General features: G+C 69.8%; 13 protein-coding genes. 10 read left to right on the top strand and 3 right to left on the bottom strand.

Translation table 11 applies throughout. From position 1 onward, the window contains the following. Nucleotides 1-93: 93 nt before the first annotated feature. The gene (locus ACG0Z3_RS07110; RefSeq protein WP_394396562.1) at nt 94-660 is read right to left on the bottom strand and encodes a hypothetical protein; all 567 of its coding nucleotides are present in this window, start codon (nt 658-660) and stop codon (nt 94-96) included. Between the two features lie 5 nt (nt 661-665). Continuing rightward, complete coding sequence (locus ACG0Z3_RS07105; protein ID WP_394396561.1) at nt 666-1523, bottom strand: HDOD domain-containing protein; 858 nt, start codon at nt 1521-1523, stop codon at nt 666-668. Nucleotides 1524-1646: 123 nt separating this feature from the next. On the opposite strand from ACG0Z3_RS07105, the gene ACG0Z3_RS07100 reads away from it, so the two are divergent. The 3 genes from ACG0Z3_RS07100 (at nt 1647) to ACG0Z3_RS07090 (ending at nt 5279) form a co-directional block, all read left to right on the top strand. Continuing rightward, a complete protein-coding gene (locus tag ACG0Z3_RS07100; protein ID WP_394396560.1) occupies nt 1647-2324 on the top strand; it encodes a transglutaminase-like cysteine peptidase in 678 nt (225 codons plus the stop codon). 13 nt (nt 2325-2337) lie between these two features. Beyond that, nucleotides 2338-4254, top strand: coding sequence for a bifunctional diguanylate cyclase/phosphodiesterase (locus tag ACG0Z3_RS07095; protein WP_394396559.1), 1917 nt, complete (start codon nt 2338-2340; stop codon nt 4252-4254). A gap of 83 nt (nt 4255-4337) precedes the next feature. After that, on the top strand, nt 4338-5279 hold the full coding sequence (locus tag ACG0Z3_RS07090; protein ID WP_394396558.1) for a TraB/GumN family protein: 942 nt from the start codon (nt 4338-4340) through the stop codon (nt 5277-5279). Between the two features lie 15 nt (nt 5280-5294). Here the strand turns inward: ACG0Z3_RS07090 and ACG0Z3_RS07085 are convergent, their stop codons facing one another. Next, nucleotides 5295-7568 carry a TonB-dependent receptor plug domain-containing protein gene (locus ACG0Z3_RS07085; protein WP_394396557.1) on the bottom strand — a complete coding sequence of 758 codons (2274 nt, stop codon included), beginning with the start codon at nt 7566-7568 and terminating at the stop codon, nt 5295-5297. 194 nt (nt 7569-7762) lie between these two features. On the opposite strand from ACG0Z3_RS07085, the gene apbC reads away from it, so the two are divergent. From apbC to selB, 7 genes are all read left to right on the top strand, one after another. Further along, complete coding sequence (apbC, locus tag ACG0Z3_RS07080) at nt 7763-8857, top strand: iron-sulfur cluster carrier protein ApbC (RefSeq protein WP_394396556.1); 1095 nt, start codon at nt 7763-7765, stop codon at nt 8855-8857. Between the two features lie 183 nt (nt 8858-9040). After that, nucleotides 9041-12112: a formate dehydrogenase-N subunit alpha gene (gene fdnG, locus ACG0Z3_RS07075; protein WP_394396555.1), complete on the top strand. Its 3072-nt coding sequence runs from the start codon at nt 9041-9043 to the stop codon at nt 12110-12112. 2 nt (nt 12113-12114) lie between these two features. Beyond that, entirely contained in the window at nt 12115-12996 is an 882-nt protein-coding gene (fdxH, locus tag ACG0Z3_RS07070) for a formate dehydrogenase subunit beta (RefSeq protein WP_268165513.1), read from the top strand. A gap of 11 nt (nt 12997-13007) precedes the next feature. After that, nucleotides 13008-13631, top strand: coding sequence for a formate dehydrogenase subunit gamma (locus ACG0Z3_RS07065; RefSeq protein ID WP_394396553.1), 624 nt, complete (start codon nt 13008-13010; stop codon nt 13629-13631). Next, entirely contained in the window at nt 13628-14632 is a 1005-nt protein-coding gene (gene fdhE / locus ACG0Z3_RS07060) for a formate dehydrogenase accessory protein FdhE (RefSeq protein WP_394396552.1), read from the top strand. Before ACG0Z3_RS07065 ends, fdhE begins: the two co-directional genes overlap by 4 nt. After that, complete coding sequence (gene selA / locus ACG0Z3_RS07055) at nt 14632-16068, top strand: L-seryl-tRNA(Sec) selenium transferase (protein ID WP_394396849.1); 1437 nt, start codon at nt 14632-14634, stop codon at nt 16066-16068. Before fdhE ends, selA begins: the two co-directional genes overlap by 1 nt. Continuing rightward, nucleotides 16065-17939, top strand: a complete 1875-nt coding sequence (gene selB, locus ACG0Z3_RS07050; RefSeq protein ID WP_394396551.1) for a selenocysteine-specific translation elongation factor — start codon at nt 16065-16067, stop codon at nt 17937-17939. Before selA ends, selB begins: the two co-directional genes overlap by 4 nt. Nucleotides 17940-17945: the final 6 nt, after the last annotated feature.

Below are 17945 nucleotides of genomic sequence, written 5' to 3'. Positions count from 1 at the left end.
CATTCCGTACTGCGCTAGAAAAGTATCGGGGCTAGCCGCGGTCGCTTTGAACGGCGTGGGTGTGGACTGTGTTTCAAGCGCGGGTCGGTGCCCTCACAGATCTGACGCGTACATCGCCGGGCAATTGGCGGTGCCGAAACGGTCCACCGGCACGCGAAAGCGCATGCCCTCGCGCAGCTGCTGCCAGCGCGCCGCGTCGACGCGGCAGATCCAGGCGTGGTCCTGGCGGTCGCGCAGCTCGATCTCGTAGAAGGCTTCGCGCCGTCCCACACGCTCGCTGCCTGGCTCGCCGGGCGGCGCCATGCGCAGTGGCGGGTTGGGCCACTCGGGCCGTTGTGCCGGGCCACCCTCGCGCTTGGCGATCCAGCTGCGCCGCCACACCAACTGGCTGAAGCGGCAGTGCTCGGCCGAGGCGCCGCGCTGGCCGCTGGTGTCGGCCACCACGCGGCGGCTGATGTCGCGGGCATCGGGTGGGAGCTCGTCGCACCAGGCGGAGTCGGTCTCCAGCCGCAGCCTCTCGACGAGGATCTCCATGCGCCAGCTGCGCCGTGCCAGCTCCACGGCCACGCCCGGCGGGCCCCAGGCCCACCAGCCCAGCGTCGCCAGCGTCACGACGACCATGGCGACAAGCACCAGGGTGCGCAGGCGCGGCCGGCGCATGCGGCTCACGCCGCGTCGAACTGCGCGACGACGGCTTCTTCCCAGTGCGCCAGCTCGTCCCAGCCGATGTGCAGCCAGGCCATGGCGTCCCGGTGGTGGCCGGCCCAGTCGGCGTCTTCCGGCAGGCCTTCGTGGCGGCGCATCAGGTGCTCGGCGATCAGGCCGGCGGCCACCAGCGTGTGCACCTCGGGGTCGATGTCGGCATGGCCCAGCGCGACGTAGTCGTGGTGCAGCCGGATGCCCGTCATCAGCGCCGCAGGCAGGTTCCACACGCGCGCCACCAGCGCGCCGACGACGGCATGGTCGGTCTTGTGGTTGGCGTTCTCGGTGGCGATGTAGGGGCGGTCGATGCGCGCGGCGGCCTCCACCATCGTGGCGGCATAGCCGCGCACGCTCTGCATCAGCACCGGGATGCCCACATGCAGGAAGAGCCCGAAGCTGTGCGCGAGGTCAGGCGACAGGCCGGGCAGCTCGCGGGCGATGGTGGCCATCGCCGTGGCCCGCTTGGCGCTGCGCTCCCAGAAGCGCGCCAGTTGCGGCGTGTTGACGGGGATGGCGTGCTGCACCAGGAAGCCGGTCATGACGGCCACGCTCTCGCGCAGGCCGATGCGGGTCATGGCCTGGCCCACGGTGCTGCACGGCAGGCCGACGGGCTTGAACAGCGGGCCGTTGGCAATGCGCAGCAGCGAGGCGGACATGGCCACGTCGCTGCTGGCGATGCGTGCCACCAGGTTGAGGTCGGGTTCGGGCTCGGCCATGGCCTGCTGCAGCTGGACCAGCAGTTGCGGGCAGGGTGGGATCTGGATGTGCTGCAAGGGCCCGCGGCGGCGAGATTGGTCGAGGTCGTCGCGGATCTGTTGCATGCGGGGGCCGGGGGTGGGCTTGGCGTGGGAAGGTGCCGGGTTCTGCATATCCAGAAATATTAGGGTGGCGGTGCGAGCTCCAGGCGCAGGTACAGTGAATTCAATCGCTGCCTGACGTCAATCTTGCCGACTTCTCTCACCAGTTTTGCTGTTGCCCGCCGGGCGGGCCGCTGGGGGCTGGCCGCGCTGCTGGTGCTGCCGTGGCTGGCGGCGATGGCTTATGACGCGACCCGCGTGATGGAGGCCGCCGCCCAGCGCGGCCCGCGAGTGGCCGAGCAGGCGCTGGCGCTGCTGCAGCAGATAGAGCGCAGCAGCGGCCACGAGGACGAGCTGCAGCGGCTGCAGGAGATCAACGACTTCTTCAACCGTCGCGTGGACTTTCGCGATGATGCGGTGACTTGGGGCGTGCCCGACTACTGGGCCTCGCCGCTGGAGACGCTGGATAGGCGCGCCGGGGACTGCGAGGACTACGCGATCGCCAAGTACTTCAGCCTCGCGGCAGCCGGTGTGCCCACGGCGCGGCTGCGCATGGTCTATGTGCGGGCGCGGATGCAGGGGCAGTCGCTGGCGCACATGGTGCTGGCCTACCATGCCCAGCCGGGCGCGGAGCCACTGATCCTGGACAACCTGCGCCCCGAGGTGCTGCCTGCATCGCAGCGCAGCGACCTGACGCCGGTGTTCAGCTTCAACACCGAGGGCCTGTGGCAGGGCGTGGGCCAGGTCACGGCGGGTGATCCGCTGGCGCGCCTGTCGCTGTGGCGGGACCTGGTGGCCAAGGTGCGCAAGGAAGGATTCATCTGATGGAGAACGAGTCATGTCGTTGATGCGGCAGATCGCCTGGCTGGTGCTGGGGGTGGTGCTGGCGGCGCTGGTGGGTGCGGTGGGTCTGTCCACGCTGTCCACACGCGAGCTGATGCAGACCCAGCTCAGCCTGAAGAACGCCGACAACGCGCAGTCGCTTGCACTGGCGCTGTCGCAGCAGCAGGGCGATGTGGAGCTCATCAAGCTGCTGGTGTCGGCCCAGTTCGACACCGGTGCCTACGAGTACGTGCGCTGGCTCGACGCGCAGGGCCGCCCGGTGTTCGAGCGTGCCGGCTCGCCGCAGGAGGGGCGCTCGCCAGCCTGGTTCCGCGCGCTGGTGCCCATGCATGCGGCGGTCGGCGTGGCCCAGGTGTCCAGCGGCTGGACGGCCATTGGCACCGTCCAGCTGAAGAGCCATTCGAGCTACGCGCACGACGCGCTGTGGCTGGCGTCACGCCGGCTGCTGGCCTGGCTGCTGGTGGTGGGCATCGTGGCGGCCGTGCTGGCCTCGCTGGGCCTGCGCCGCATCCGCCGCCCGCTGGACGCGGCCGTGGCCCAGGCCGAGGGCGTGCTGGCCGGCAGCTATGGCCAGGTCATCGAGCCGCGCGTGCCCGAGCTGCAACGGCTGACGCGGGCGATGAACGCCATGGTCCGGCGCGTTCGCGAGCTGTTCGAGGCGCAGGCGGGCCAATTGCTGGTGCTGCGCGAACAGGTGCACCACGACGCGCTGACGGGCGTGTCCACGCGCCGGCACTTCCTGGCCGAGTTGGACGCAGCGCTGCAGCGCGACGATGGCCCGGTCGTGGCCGGCCTGGTGCTGCTGAGGCTGCGAGACCTGCCCGGGCTGAACGCCCGGCTGGGGCGTGCGGCGGCAGACGATGTGCTGCAGACCGTGGCGACGGCCCTGCAGGCCTACCCGGCCTCGGTGCCCGGCTGCCGCGTCGGGCGGCTCAATGGTGGCGACTTCGCGCTGTGGCTGCCGGCCGAGGGCGTTGCGGCCGAGACGGCGCATGCGCTGGCCGATGCGCTGCGCGCCAGCCTGCCGGCCTTCGGTGCCGGTGTGCAGGTGGCACTGGGCGCGGTGGAGCTGCCGCGCGAGCGGCCCAGCCCGGTGTGGCTGGGCGAGGCCGACGCGGCGCTGGCGCGTGCCGAGCACCTGGGCGAGTCGCGCGGCGGTTTCGTCGTGGAGGTGGTGGCCCAGGCCGGCCTGGGTCGGGAGCAGGGCGAGGGCGTCTGGCGGGCGCAGCTGCAGGACGCGGTGGCGCGGCAGCAGGGCCAACTGGTGGCGTTCCCGGTGCGGGACCGCAGCGGCCGCGTGCTGCATCTGGAATGCCCGCTGCAACTGCAGCTGGATGGCCAGTGGGTGCCGGCCGCAGGCTGGCTGCCGCTGGCGGCGCGGGCGCGCGTGACCGCATCGGTGGATCTGTTCGCCGTGGGGCTTGCGCTGCAAGCCATCGCGGCCGACGGGCTGGCGCGCTGCATCAACCTGGCGCCGGCCTCGCTGGCGGACGCGGCCTTCCTGCCGCATCTGCGCGACCTGCTGGGCCAGACGCCGCAGGCCGCACGCCTGCTGCTGCTGGAGCTGTCCGAGACCGCCGCCACGGAGCATTTCGACCGCCTGCTGGAGCTGGGCCGGCAGCTGCGCCCCATGGGTGTGAAGCTGGGTCTGGAGCACGCCGGTGCCGGGCTGGCGCAGGTGGAGCGGCTCTACCAGGCCGGGCTGGACTACGTGAAGCTGGACGCCTCGGTGCTGCTGGGCGTGGCCGGCGAGGCCGGGCGCGCGGCCTTCGTGCGCGGCATGGTGATCATGCTGCGCAGCCTGGCGCTGAAGGTCTATGGCGAGGGTGTCGTCGACGAGATGGACGCGCAGGCGCTGTGGGATTGCGAACTGGACGGCCTGACCGGCCCGTGGGTGACGGCGACGCGGTGACGATTCACCCTGGGTTGACCCGGGGTGGCACACAGCGGCGCCGTTAGAGTCGCGCGGCCCTTCCCCATTTGTCAGGACTCTCGATGCGACTGCTGCTGGCCACCGTTGTTTACCTCGCCTTTCTGCTGCCGAGCGCGCAGGCCAGCCAAGCGGGCTGCCCGCCCGTGGCGCAGGCCCCGACGCCCGAGCAGCTGCAGGCGGCCCAGGCCGCAGCCAAGGACCGCGGCGCGCTGTGGCGGCTGCGCAAGGACGGGCGCGTGTCCTACCTGTACGGTACCGTGCATGTCGGCAAGCTGGACTGGGTGTTCCCCGGCCCGCAGTTGCAGGCGGCCATGCGTGCAACGGAGGTGCTGGCGGTGGAGGTGAACCCGATGGACCCGGCGTTCATGACCGAGGTTCAGGCCGCGCAGAGCCAGGCGGCCAAGCTGACCTTGACCAACGCCGAGCGGGCCCGGCTTGACGCCGAGGCCGACGCCGCTTGCCTGCCGCGAACGGCGCTGGAGGCGCTGCACCCGGTGATGCAGGCGGTGACCTATGTGTCTCTCGCCGGTCGCCACGATGGCCTGGACCCGGCCTACGCGCAGGAGCTCGTGCTGCTGGGTGCCGCGAAGGCGACCCAGCGCCCGGTCGTGGCGCTGGAGTCGGTGGCGAGCCAGATGGCCGTGCTGCTGCCGGTTGATGCAGCCGAGGCGCGCGAGCTGCTGAACCAGACGCTGGACAGCCTGCAGCGCCAGGAGAGCCGCACCTCGCTGCGGCGCGTGAGCCAAGCCTGGGAGCGTGGCGACCTGGACGCGATGGATTCGCCGGCCAAGCTCTGCGACTGCGTGCCGACAGCGCAGGAGCTGCAGTTCCTGCGCCGGCTCAACGACGACCGCAACCCGGGGCTGGCCGACCGCATTGCCGAGGAACATGGCAAGGGCAAGGCGGTGTTCGCGGCCGTTGGCGCACTGCACATGACGGGCGCCCAGGCTTTGCCGGGCTTGCTCAAAGCACGGGGCTTCGATGTCGAGCGCGTGCCGTTCTGACGACGGCGGGCGTCGTCAGATCTTCATCTCCCAGCGCAGCTGCCACTGCGTGTAGCTGGGCCCGCCGCTGCGGCTTGTGATGGTGCGCTCATCGCCCGTGATGACGCTGCCCGTGTAGTAGTCCAGCGGCGACAGGTTGCTGGCCGACAGGCGCAGCGACTGCTCAGGCGTGACGCTCCACATGACGAAGGCGTCGCTGACCAGCTTGCGGTCCGTCGACACCTCGGTCAGCAGCGACTGCTGGATGGTGGCCGCGGGCGTCCAGTTCAGCGACGCACCCAGCGACACCGGGACCGAGCGCAGCCGGTAGTCGACGCCCAGGTTGGCCGTCGCCTTGGGCTGGCTGTCCAGCCGGTTGTTCGGGCCTGGAATGCCGTCCACCTTGGACGTGAAGACGCTGAGGTTGCTGCGCACGTTGAGGGGCAGCGCGTCGTCAAAGTACTCGTCTAGCCGGAACTTGGCTTCCAGCTCCAGCCCCATCGTCGTGGCCTTGCCGAGGTTGCGCGGCCGCGAGACGTAGCGCGGCGTGGTGCTCCAGCTCACGGTCTCCAGCGCCGTGAAGGTGCGCATCACGTTGCTGATGCGGCGGGCGAAGAAGTTGGCGCCCAGCATGCCTCCCTTGCTCAGGTACTTCTCGTAGCCAATTTCCAGGCCGGTGGCGAGTTCGGGCTTCAGGTCGGGGTTGCCGGCGCGGTCGGGCGTGGCCTCGTCGTGGCGCGACTCGGTGTTGATGGACGGCCGCGCCACCAGGTCCTGCAGCTGCGGGCTGCGGTAACTGCGCGTTAGGCTCATGCGGATGGCTTCCTTGCCGCCCGGGTCGAGCTTGTAGCGGGCATGCGCCAGCGGCGTGAAGACGCTGGAGGTGTTGCTCACTGCGTAGTTGGCCGCGCTGCTCTCGGTCTTGATGCCCTCCCAGCGCAGGCCGGCGTAGAAGTCCCACTGCTTGCCGACGTTCCACTCGTCCTGGGCGTAGGCGGCCAAGCGCGTGGTGGACGCATCCACGTCGTCGCCGAAATCGCCCAGGCCCTGCTGCGGCGCCCCGTTGATCAGTGTGGTGCGGGAGGAGTGCCGGGTGTTGCCTTCGCCCTCCAGGCCGAGCACCAGGCTGTGGTCGTTCTGCAGGCTGCGCGAGAACTTGCCCACCAGGTTCCAGTTGCGGTCGCGGCTGTCGGTGCTGTCTTCCTGCAGCCGCGTGCCCACGCCAGCCAGGGATTCCTGGCGCGTGCTGCTGTTCTCGCCGCTGGCGCCGCCCACGCCGCCGCGCAGGTCGATGCGCGTGTCGGCATCGGGGCGCATCTGCCACTGCGCATTCAGGCGTGCCATCGTGAAGCGGGAGCTGCCCGCGCTCTCGATGCGGTCATAGAAGTCGACGGGCCGCGGCGCGGGGGTGGGCGTCGTCGTGCGCGTGATGTCCGAGTGGCTGTCCGACTTGTTGAAGACGACGAAGGGCTGGATGGACAGCGTGTCCTGCCCGCCCAGCTTGAACTGCACGCGGCCGTTCAGGTTCACGCCCTCGCGCGAGTTCTCGCTGCGGCCACGGGTGGACTGCAGTTCCTCGGCGCCGGTGGCCAGCGTGCGCGTCAGCCGGTCGCTGAACACGTCGTCCTCGCGTTCGCCGCGCATGGCATTCAGACCGAAGCTGTAGGTGTGGCCCGCGCCGAAGCTGTCGTTGCGCGTCCAGCTGACGCTAGGGTTGACCTTGTCGCGCTCGATGCCGACACCGGCGCGGAACTCGTTGAGCTTCTTCTTCAGCGGCTCGCGCAGCACCACGTTGATGGTGCCGGCGATTGCGCGCGTGCCGTACTCGGCCGTCGGCGCGCGCAGCACCTCGATGCGCTCTACCTGCTCGGGTGGCAGCTCGCTGAGCGAGAAACCCGGCGGCATGCGCTCGCCGTCGACGAGGATCTGCGTGAAGCCGCCGCCCATGCCGCGCATGCGCACATCGCCACCGCGCCCCGGCGCGCCGCCAGTGGTCACGCCCGGCAGGCGCTTGAGCACCTCGCCCACGGTGGCGTCGCCGAACTTCTCGATCTCTTCGCGGGTGATGACGATCTTGCTGGCCGTGGAGGCCTTGCGGATGCTCTCTTCGCTGGCGGTGCCGGAGACCTCCACGCGCTGCAACTGCTCGGCGTTGCGCGCCGGGGGGGCGGCCGGGCGGGCCGGGGCGGAGGCTGCTGCAGCGGCGGGTGCAGGAGCAGGCGAGGCGGGCTGAGCCCAGGCGTTGCCGGACAGGCTGCCGCAGGCCAGCAGGGCGGCGGCGGAGAGGGCGTGGAGTCGGGGAGCTTGCATGCCGTCAGCTTGCCACGCAGGGCCGGCCGGCTTGTGGCCGCTTGGTTAACGAAAAAATTCTTTACAGACGGTTGGCGCTCGCCCGACCACGCCGGGCATGGCCGGCCTGCGGGTGGGGGCTCGCCGGCCCATCCGGCCCCGGGGGGCGCGCAGGGCTAGACTGCCGGCCCCATTTCTGCGAACCGCTGCCCGCCATGACCGCCATCTCCGAAGCATCGCTGCAACCCTTGCTGCAGGCCGTGATCGACCCCGGCAGCGGCCGCACGCTGGGCGAGTCCCGCGCCGTGCGTGCGGTGCAGGTCAGCGGTGCGGATGTCGCCGTTGACGTCGAGCTGGGCTACCCGGCCGCTAGCCAGCATGCCGCCTTGCGCGCCGCCGTCATTGCGGCCGCCCGCGCACTGCCGGGCGTGGGCAATGTCGGCGTCGCCATCTCGACGCGGGTCGTCGCCCATGCGGTGCAGCGCGGCGTGCAGTTGCTGCCGGGTGTGAAGAACATCATCGCGGTGGCGTCCGGCAAGGGCGGCGTCGGCAAGAGCACCACGGCCGCCAACCTGGCGCTGGCGCTGGCCGCCGAGGGCGCTAAGGTCGGCGTGCTGGATGCTGACATCTACGGCCCCAGCCAGCCCACGATGCTGGGCGCCAGCGGCCGCCCCGAAACGCTGGACGGCCAGACCATGGAGCCGCACATCGCCCACGGCCTGCAGGTCAACTCCATCGGCTTCCTGGTGGACGACGACCAGGCCATGATCTGGCGCGGCCCCATGGCCACGCAGGCGCTGGAGCAGCTGCTGCGCCAGACCCGCTGGCAGGAGCTGGACTACCTCGTCATCGACATGCCGCCCGGCACCGGCGACATCCAGCTCACGCTGTCGCAGCGCGTGCCGGTGACCGGCGCCGTCATCGTCACCACGCCGCAGGATATTGCCCTCATCGACGCCAAGAAGGGCCTGAAGATGTTCGAGAAGGTGGGTGTGCCCATCCTGGGCATTGTCGAGAACATGGCGGTGCACATCTGCTCGAACTGCGGCCATGCCGAGCACATCTTCGGCGCCGAGGGCGGGCAGCAGATGGCGTCGCAGTACGGCACGGAGCTGCTGGGCTCGCTGCCGCTGGCCATGAGCATCCGCGCGCAGGCGGATGCCGGCGCGCCCACGGTGGTGGCCGATCCGGCCGGCGAGGTCGCAGCGTTGTACAAGGCGCTGGCCCGCAAGATCGCCGTGAAGATCGCGGCGCAAGGCAAGGACTACTCGTCCAAGTTCCCGACCATCTCCATCTCCAAGGGCACCTGATCCGAGCGCCAGCAAGCTGACGTCTCCCTGACTCCGGCATTTGCCCGACGCTATTGCTGAGTCGGCCAAACACCTATTGGACAAGTCCGGTCGGTTGTGAAGAAATCCAGGCGCTGCCGCGTGCCGGCGTCAATCTTCAATCTGTTGGACGGCGGGGTCCATGCGGCCCCTGGAGACGATTCCATGGACATGAACCGGAGGCACTTCTTCCGGGTGAGTGGCGCGGGGCTGGCAGCATCCAGCCTGGTCGCGCTGGGGTTCTCGCCGACGGCCGCACTGGCCGAGGCGCGCAACTTCAAACTCTCCCGGGCCACAGAGACCCGCAACACCTGCCCCTACTGCTCGGTGGGCTGCGGCGTCATCATGTACTCGCTGGGCGACAAGGCGAAAAACGTCACCTCGTCCATCATCCACATCGAAGGTGACCCGGACCACCCGGTCAACCGCGGCACGCTGTGCCCCAAGGGTGCCGGCCTGCTGGACTTCGTGCACAGCCCCAACCGGCTGAAGTTCCCCGAGATCCGCGAGCCTGGCAGCAAGGAGTGGAAGCGTGTCAGCTGGGACGAGGCCATGGGCCGCCTTGTCAAGCTGATGAAGGCCGACCGCGACGCCAACTTCCAGGCCACCAACGCCGACGGCAAGACCGTCAACCGCTGGCTGACCACCGGCATGCTCTGCGCGAGCGCATCGTCCAACGAGGCGGGCTACATCACCCACAAGGCGATGCGCTCGTTGGGGATGCTGGTCTTCGACAACCAGGCGCGCGTTTGACACGCCCCGACGGTGGCCAGTCTGGCCCCGACGTTTGGGCGCGGTGCGATGACCAACCATTGGGTGGACATCAAGAACGCCGACCTTGTGCTCATCATGGGCGGCAATGCCGCCGAGGCTCACCCCTGCGGGTTCAAGTGGGTCATCGAGGCCAAGCACCACAACAAGGCCAAGCTGGTCGTCGTCGACCCGCGCTTCACGCGCTCGGCCGCGATGAGCGACTACTACGCGCCCATCCGGGCGGGGGCTGACATCGCCTTCCTGGCGGGTGTCATCAACTACCTGCTGGCCGGCGACAAGATCCAGCACGAGTACGTCAAGCACTACACCAACGCCGGTTTCATTGTCGGCGAGGACTACAAGTTCGACGACGGCCTGTTCAGCGGCTACGACGAGGCCAAGCGCCGCTACGACAACAAGAGCTGGGGCTACGAGCTCGACGAGAAGGGCTTCGCCAAGGTCGATCCCACGCTGCAGCACCCGCGCTGTGTGCTCAACGTGATGAAGGCGCATTACGCGCGCTACACCCCCGAGATGGTGAGCAAGGTCACCGGCACGCCGCAGGACAAGTTCCTGAAGGTCTGCCAGATGATCGCGGAGACCGCCAGGCCCGAGCGCGCCATGACCATCATGTACGCGCTGGGCTGGACGCAGCACAGCCAGGGCTCGCAGATGATCCGAACCGCGGCCATCATGCAGTTGCTGCTGGGCAACATCGGCGTGGCGGGCGGCGGCATGAATGCGCTGCGCGGGCACTCCAACATCCAGGGCCTCACCGACCTGGGCCTGCTTTCCACCTCGCTGACGGGCTACATGAGCCTGCCGCGCGAGAGCGAGCAGGATTTGGAGACCTACTACAAGCCGCGCGCCGTCAAGCCGCTGCGCCCGGGGCAGATGAGCTTCTGGCAGAACTACCCCAAGTTCTTCGTCAGCCAGCAAAAGGCCTGGTGGGGCAAGGCGGCCACGGCCGAGAACGAGTGGGCCTTCCACTATCTGCCCAAGTGGGACAAGGCCTACGACGTGCTGCAGGCCTTCGAGCTGATGAACCAGGGCAAGCTCAACGGCTACATCTGCCAGGGCTTCAACCCGGTCGGCTCCTTCCCCAACAAGAAGAAAATCGTCGCGGGCCTGTCCAAGCTCAAGTACCTGGTCGTCATCGATCCGCTCAACACCGAGACCGCCGAGTTCTGGAAGAACCACGGCGAGCACCACGACGTGAAGAGCGAGGAGATCCAGACCACGGTGTTCCGCTTCCCCAGCACCTGCTTTGCCGAGGAGGACGGCTCGCTGACCAACTCGGGCCGCTGGCTGCAGTGGCACTGGAAGGGCGCCGAGCCCCCGGGCGAGGCCAAGGGCGACCCGGAGATCATTGCCCAGCTGTTCACGCGCCTGAAGGCAGCCTACGCGAAGGAAGGCGGCGCCTTCCCCGACCCCATCCTGAACCTCGCCTGGCCCTACCTGCAGCCCACCAACCCCTCCGCCGAGGAACTGGCCAAGGAGTACAACGGCAAGGCCCTGGCCGACGTGCTGGACCCCAAGGACCCGACCAAGGTGCTGGTCAAGGCCGGCGATCAGGTCAGCGGCTTCGGGCAACTGCGCGACGACGGGTCCACGTCCAGCGGCTGCTGGATCTATGCCGGCAGCTGGACGCAGGCCGGCAACCAGATGGCCCGGCGCGACAACAGCGACCCCTACGGCATCGGCCAGACGCTGAACTGGGCCTGGGCCTGGCCGGCCAACCGGCGCGTGCTCTACAACGCGGCGTCCTGCGACCCCAACGGCAAGCCGTGGAATGCCAAGCGCCGTCTGGTGGCCTGGAACGGCGAGAAGTGGGGTGGCTCCGACGTGCCCGACATCCGGCCCGACGCCAACCCGACGGACGCAGATGCCGTGCGGCCCTTCATCATGACGGGCGAGGGCGTGGCGCGGCTGTTCGCGCCCACCGGCCTGGTGGACGGCCCATTGCCGGAACACTACGAGCCCTTCGAGACGCCGCTGGCCGCCAACCCCATGCACCCCAACAACGCCAAGGCCAAGAGCAATCCGGCCGCACGCGTGTTCAAGGGCGACATGGAGGCCTTCGGTACGCCCAAGGACTTCCCGTATGTGGCGACGTCCTACCGGCTGACCGAGCACTTTCACTACTGGACTAAGAACGTGCGCTCGTCAGCCGTGGTGCAGCCGCAGCAGTTTGTCGAGATCGGCGAGGAACTGGCCAAGGAGAAGGGCGTGGCCAACGGCGACTGGGTCAAGGTGAGCAGCAACCGCGGCTTCATCAAGGCCGTGGCCGTGGTGAGCAAGCGCATCGCGTCGCTGGATGTGGACGGCAAGCGGGTGCACACCGTGGGCCTGCCCAATCACTGGGGCTTCGTCGGTGTCGCCAAGCCCGGGTATCTCGTCAACACGCTGACCCCCTTCGTGGGCGATGCGAACACGCAGACGCCCGAGTTCAAGAGCTTCACCGTGAACCTTGAAAAGGCTTGACCATGTCTTCACTCCAATCTCTCGACATCGCCAAGCGCTCGGCCACGACCACCAACCCGCCGCAGGCGCGCAAGACCATCGAGGTCGCCAAGCTCATCGACGTGTCCTCCTGTATCGGCTGCAAGGCCTGCCAGGTGGCCTGCATGCAGTGGAACGACCTCCGTGACGACGTGGGCGAGGCGCACGGCACCTACGACAACCCGCGCGACCTGACGCCGCAAAGCTGGACGGTCATGCGCTACTCCGAGGTGGAGGTCGAAAAGGACAGGCTCGAGTGGCTGATTCGCAAAGATGGCTGCATGCACTGCGAGGATCCGGGCTGCCTCAAGAGCTGTCCGGCCCCCGGCGCCATCGTGAAGTACACGAACGGCATCGTGGACTTCATCTCCGAGCACTGCGTGGGCTGCGGCAACTGCGTCACCGGTTGCCCTTTCGACGTGCCGCGCCTGTCCAAGGTCGACAGCAAGGCCTACAAATGCTCGCTGTGCTCGGACCGGGTCGGCGTCGGGCTGGAGCCGGCCTGTGCCAAGGCCTGCCCGACCGGCGCCATTCGCTTCGGCACCAAGGAGGACATGCTGGACTACGGTGCCGAGCGCGTGACCGACCTCAAGGACCGTGGCTACGCCAACGCAGGCGTCTATGACCCGCAAGGCGTTGGCGGAACCCACGTTGTCTACGTGCTGCAGCATGCCGACAAGCCCGAGCTCTACCACGGCCTGCCCGCCGATCCCAAGATCAGCCCGCTGGTGTCACTGTGGAAGGGGGCGGCCAAGCCGCTGGCGGTGGCGGCGATGGTGGGGGCGGTCGTGGCCGGCTTCTTCCACTACATGAAGGTCGGTCCGGTGGAGTCCAAGGACGACGCCGACAACAAGGCGGACGCCTGAAGGAGCACGACATGGCAACTCGAACCCTGCGTCGCTACGAAGACCGCGACCGCATGAACCACTGGCTCATTGCGCTGCTGTTCGTGCTGGCCGGCCTGTCCGGCCTGGCTTTCTTCCACCCGAGTCTGTACTTCTTCAGCGCGCTGTTCGGCGGCGGCGTCTGGACACGCATCCTGCATCCGTTCTTCGGTGTCGCCATGGTGCTGGCCTTCGCGGTGATGTTCTTCCGCCTGTGGCGCGACAACGTGTTCACGCCGTCGGATCGCGACTGGGTGGCGCATAGCGGCGACATGCTGCGCGGCAACAAGGCGGCAATGCCGCCAGTGGGCAAGTACAACGCTGGCCAGAAGGGCGTGTTCTGGCTCATGAGCCTGTGCCTCGTGGTGTTGCTGGTGACCGGCGTGATGTTCTGGCAGCCCTGGTTCGCCAGCAGCTTCCCCATCCTGCTTCGCCGCATTGCCGTCGTCCTGCATGCGGCCAGCGCGGTCGGGCTGATCCTTGGCGTCATCATGCATGTGTACGCTGCCATCTGGGTCAAGGGCACGGTACGCGCGATGACGCGTGGCACGGTGACCGAGGGCTGGGCGCGTCAGAATCACCCGCTGTGGCACCGTGAGATGACAGGCAAGCAGTGACCCCGACGACCAGCAACTCCCAAAAGCTCCTCAGCCCCGAAGAGATCGCCGTCCGTGCCGGCGAGCAGCTGACCTTTGTGCACATGCCCGATGCCGGCGTGTTCGCCGCGCGGGCACTGCGCTTGCGCGAGCTGGCCGCCGGCCATGCGATGCGCGACTTCCTGCTATTCGTCGCCGAACTGGCCGATGCCCAGCACCGGGCGCTCAAGGCCGGTGTCCGCGTGCCGGTGCCCTCGGCCGAGCAGGTGCACGCCGCCGCACGTGACGGGGTGCCGTTGCTGCCGGCCGAGACCTGGGTTCGCGAGCCGCTCTGGCGCGACAGCCTGCGTGCGCTGCTGCGAGACCTCGCCGGGCATCTGCCGGAAGGCCCGGCGCGTGCCGCCGCGGGCCACTTGGCTGACGCGACGGATGAGCACCTGGACACGCAAGCCGGTCGCCTGCTGACCGGCGTCATGCTGGGGCTGGACCTGGCCGCCGCGCCGCTGATCGCCGCCGGCCTGCAGCTGCACTGGGTGCGCCTGGTGCAGCAGACCGCCGTCGCCCACACGGGTGGTGCGGTCGCGCCCTTCGGCCGCATCGACGACCCGACCGTCTGCCCCTGCTGCGGATCGCGCCCCGTGGCGTCACTGGAGCGCCTGGGCGCCGAGGGCGCGCGCTACCTGGCCTGCGGCCTGTGTGCCATGCAGTGGCATTACGTGCGTATCAAGTGCACGCACTGCCAGAGCACCAAGGGCATCTCGCTGCAGAACCTCGTCGCGGCCGACGCCAGCGCGCCCGAGGCGCAGCCGGCCGTGCAGGCCGAATGCTGCAGCGAGTGCGGTCACTACCTCAAGCTGATGCACCCGGCGCGTGACAACGGCCTCGAACCCGTGGCCGATGACCTGGCCACGCTGACGCTCGATCTGCTCGTCAGCGAGGACGGCCAGCAGCGCCACGGCGTGAACCTGCTGCTGCTCTTCGGCGAGCCCGACGAGGCCCCACCGCCCGGCGGAGGACATTGATCGTGGCGCCCGACGAATCCGTGGTTCACGGTTCCAAGGCCCCCGACAAAGCGGCCCCCAAGGACCTTCCAGCCCTCGACAAGCTGCTGCGCGAGTGCGCGGCGCTGGTGGCCGAGCATGGCCACACGTTGGTCGCCCGCGAGGCGCGGGGGCTGCTCGACGCCCTGCGCACGCGTGCGGTGGCGGGCGAGTTGCCTCGCGCCGAGCTGGCCGCCCTGCCGCAGGCGCTGGCCACGCGCGTTGCCGCGCGCATGAGGCCCAACATGCGTGCGGTGCTCAACCTCAGCGGCACCGTCATCCACACCAACCTTGGCCGCGCGCTGCTGGCCGACGCCGCGCTGCAGCAGGTGCTGGCGCTGACCGGCGCGCCCAACAACCTCGAGTTCGACCTGGACACCGGCGGCCGCGGTGACCGTGACGACCTCATTGAGGACTTGCTGTGCGAACTCACCGGCGCCGAAGCGGCCACGGTGGTGAACAACAACGCGGCTGCCGTGCTGCTGGGCATCGCTGCGTTGGCACGGGGCAAGGAGGCCATCGTGTCGCGCGGCGAACTGGTCGAGATCGGCGGCGCCTTTCGCATGCCCGACGTGATGTCCGCGGCCGGCGCCACGCTGGTGGAGGTGGGCACCACCAACCGCACCCACCCGCGCGACTACGAGGGCGCCATCAACCCGCGCACCGGCCTCATCGTCAAGGTGCACACCAGCAACTATGCCGTGCAGGGCTTCACCGCCTCGGTGGATGAGGCGACGCTTGCCCCGATCGCCCGCGCGGGCGGCGTGCCGCTGATGACCGACCTGGGCAGCGGTGCGCTCGTGGACCTCACCCAGTGGGGCCTGCCGGCCGAGCCGCTGCCTCAGACCATGCTGGCCGCAGGCTGCGATGTGGTCACCTTCAGCGGTGACAAGCTGCTGGGCGGCCCGCAGGGCGGCCTCATCGTCGGCAGCAAGGCCGCAGTGGGGCGCATCCGCAAGTTCCCGATGAAGCGGGCGCTGCGCCTGTCTAAGCTGCCGTTTGCAGCGCTGGAGGCCACGTTGCGCCTGTACTTGCGGCCAGAGCGCCTGGTGCAGGACTTGCCCACGCTGCGCCTGCTGACCCGACCGCAGGCCCAAATCGCCGCGCTGGCGCAGGCCCTGCTGCCGGCGTTGGAAGCCGCCGTGGCGCCGCGCTTTGCGGTGTCGGTCGTCGCGCTACAGAGCCAGATCGGGTCCGGCTCGCTGCCGGTGGAGCGGCTGCCCTCGGCTGGCCTGGCGCTGGCAGCGCTTGACGGTCGCGGCCGCACGCTCGAAGCGCTCGTGACGGCGCTGCGCAGGCTGCCGCGCCCGGTGATCGGCCGTGTCCACGACGACCGCCTGCTGCTGGACCTGCGTTGCCTGGAAGACCCGGCGCTGCTGACAGGTCAGTTGGGCGTGTTGAAGGAGGCGTTGGCGTGATCGTTGGCACCGCCGGGCACATCGACCACGGCAAGACCACGCTGGTGCGGGCGCTCACCGGTATCGACACCGACCGCCTGCCCGAGGAGAAAGCTCGCGGCATCAGCATCGAGCTGGGCTATGCCTACCTGGACGTGCCTGGGCCCGGCCCGGCGCCTCAGCGCCTGGGCTTCATCGACGTGCCGGGCCACGAGAAGCTGGTGCACACCATGCTGGCCGGCGCGAGCGGCATCGACTTCGGCCTGTTGCTGGTGGCCGTCGACGATGGCGTGATGCCGCAGACGCGCGAGCACCTGGCGGTGCTGAGCCTGCTGGGCCTCACGCGCGGCGCGGTGGTGCTGACCAAGGTCGACCGGGCCGAGCCTGGCCGCGTCGAAGCCCTTGGCGTCGAGCTGCGCGCGCTGCTGGCCGGCACGGGCCTGGCTGCAGCGCCTGTGCTCGCCGTCTCGGCGTTGACGGGGCAGGGCGTGCCGGCGCTGCGCGAGGTGCTGTTCGAGGCCGCGCGTCAGCTGCCGCCTCGGCCGTCGCACGGCCTGGCGCCGCGCCTGGCGGTGGATCGTGCCTTCACGCTGGACGGCGTGGGCACCGTGGTGACCGGTACGCTGCATGCTGGCGAGATCGCCGTGGGCGACGAGCTGGTGCTGGCCGGCCGCAGCACGCGCGTGCGCAGCCTGCATGCGCAGAACTGCGTCGTCGAGCGCGCCCAGGCCGGGCAGCGCTGCGCGGTGGCACTGGCCGGCGTGGCCAAGGACGAGGCGCCGCGGGGCGCCTGGCTCACCGCGCCGCATGTGGCGTTGGCCACGGAGCGGCTGGACGCCCAACTGCGCTTGTGGCCCGGCGAGGCCAAGCCGCTGCGTTCCGGCACCCGGGTGCACTTGCACGTCGGCGCGCAGGGCGTGACGGCCAGCGTAGCCGTGCTGGACGGCGAGCAGATCGAGCCCGGCGCCTCGGGGCGCGTGCAGCTGGTGTGTCACGCGCCGGTGGGCGCATGGCGCGGCGACCGCCTGGTGCTGCGCGATGCCGGCGCCTCGCGCACGCTGGCCGGTGGCACGGTGCTGGACCCGTTCGCCCCCGCCCGCTACCGCCGCACACCGGAGCGGCTGGCGGAGCTGGGCGCGTGCGCGCTGCCCACGGCGGCGCGGCGCCGCGAGCGCTTGCTGACGCTACTGTCCCACGGGCTGGACCTGGCCGCCTTTGCCCGCGCCGAGGGCCTGGCCGAGCCGCTGCAGGGTTGGGCGCTGGGGGATGCGGCCAGCGCCGCGCTGACCGAGCGGCTGCTGGCCACGCTGGCCGACTATCACGCGCGCCAGCCCGACGAGCTGGGGCCTGACGCGGCCCGGTTGCGCCGTCTCGTCGCACCCCGCCTGGCCGAGGCCTTGTGGCGCCAGGTGCTGGCCGACCTGCGCACCACCGGCCACCTCGCCGTGCGGGGCGCCTTCGTGCACTTGCCGGCGCATGGCGTGCAGCTGTCGGCGGCCGAGCAGCGCATCGCGCAGAAGGTGGCACCACGCTTGCGCGAGGCCGGTGCCGAGGGCGCCTGGGCGCGCGACCTGGCCCGCGACTGCGCCGAGCCCGAGCCGCTGATGCGCGCGACGCTGGCCCGCCTTGCGCAGCAGGGCGAGCTGCACCAGGTGGTGAAAGATCTGTACCTGGACACCCCCACGGCCACCGCGCTGGCAGCTACAGTGCGCCGCCTGGCTGCGGAACAAGGCCATGTCGCGGCGGCCGCGTTCCGCGATGCCACGGGGCTGGGGCGCAAGCGCGCGATCCAGATCCTGGAGCATTTCGATCGCGTGGGCCTGCTGCGCCGCGTGGGCGACGAGCACCGGCTGCGGGCCGACTGCGCGCTGTATCTGCAGGAGCCTGCATGAGGACTT

This window comes from Pelomonas margarita (genome assembly GCF_043555875.1).
Classification (GTDB): domain Bacteria; phylum Pseudomonadota; class Gammaproteobacteria; order Burkholderiales; family Burkholderiaceae_C; genus Pelomonas; species Pelomonas margarita.
This window is presented reverse-complemented; position numbering and strand designations above follow the sequence as displayed.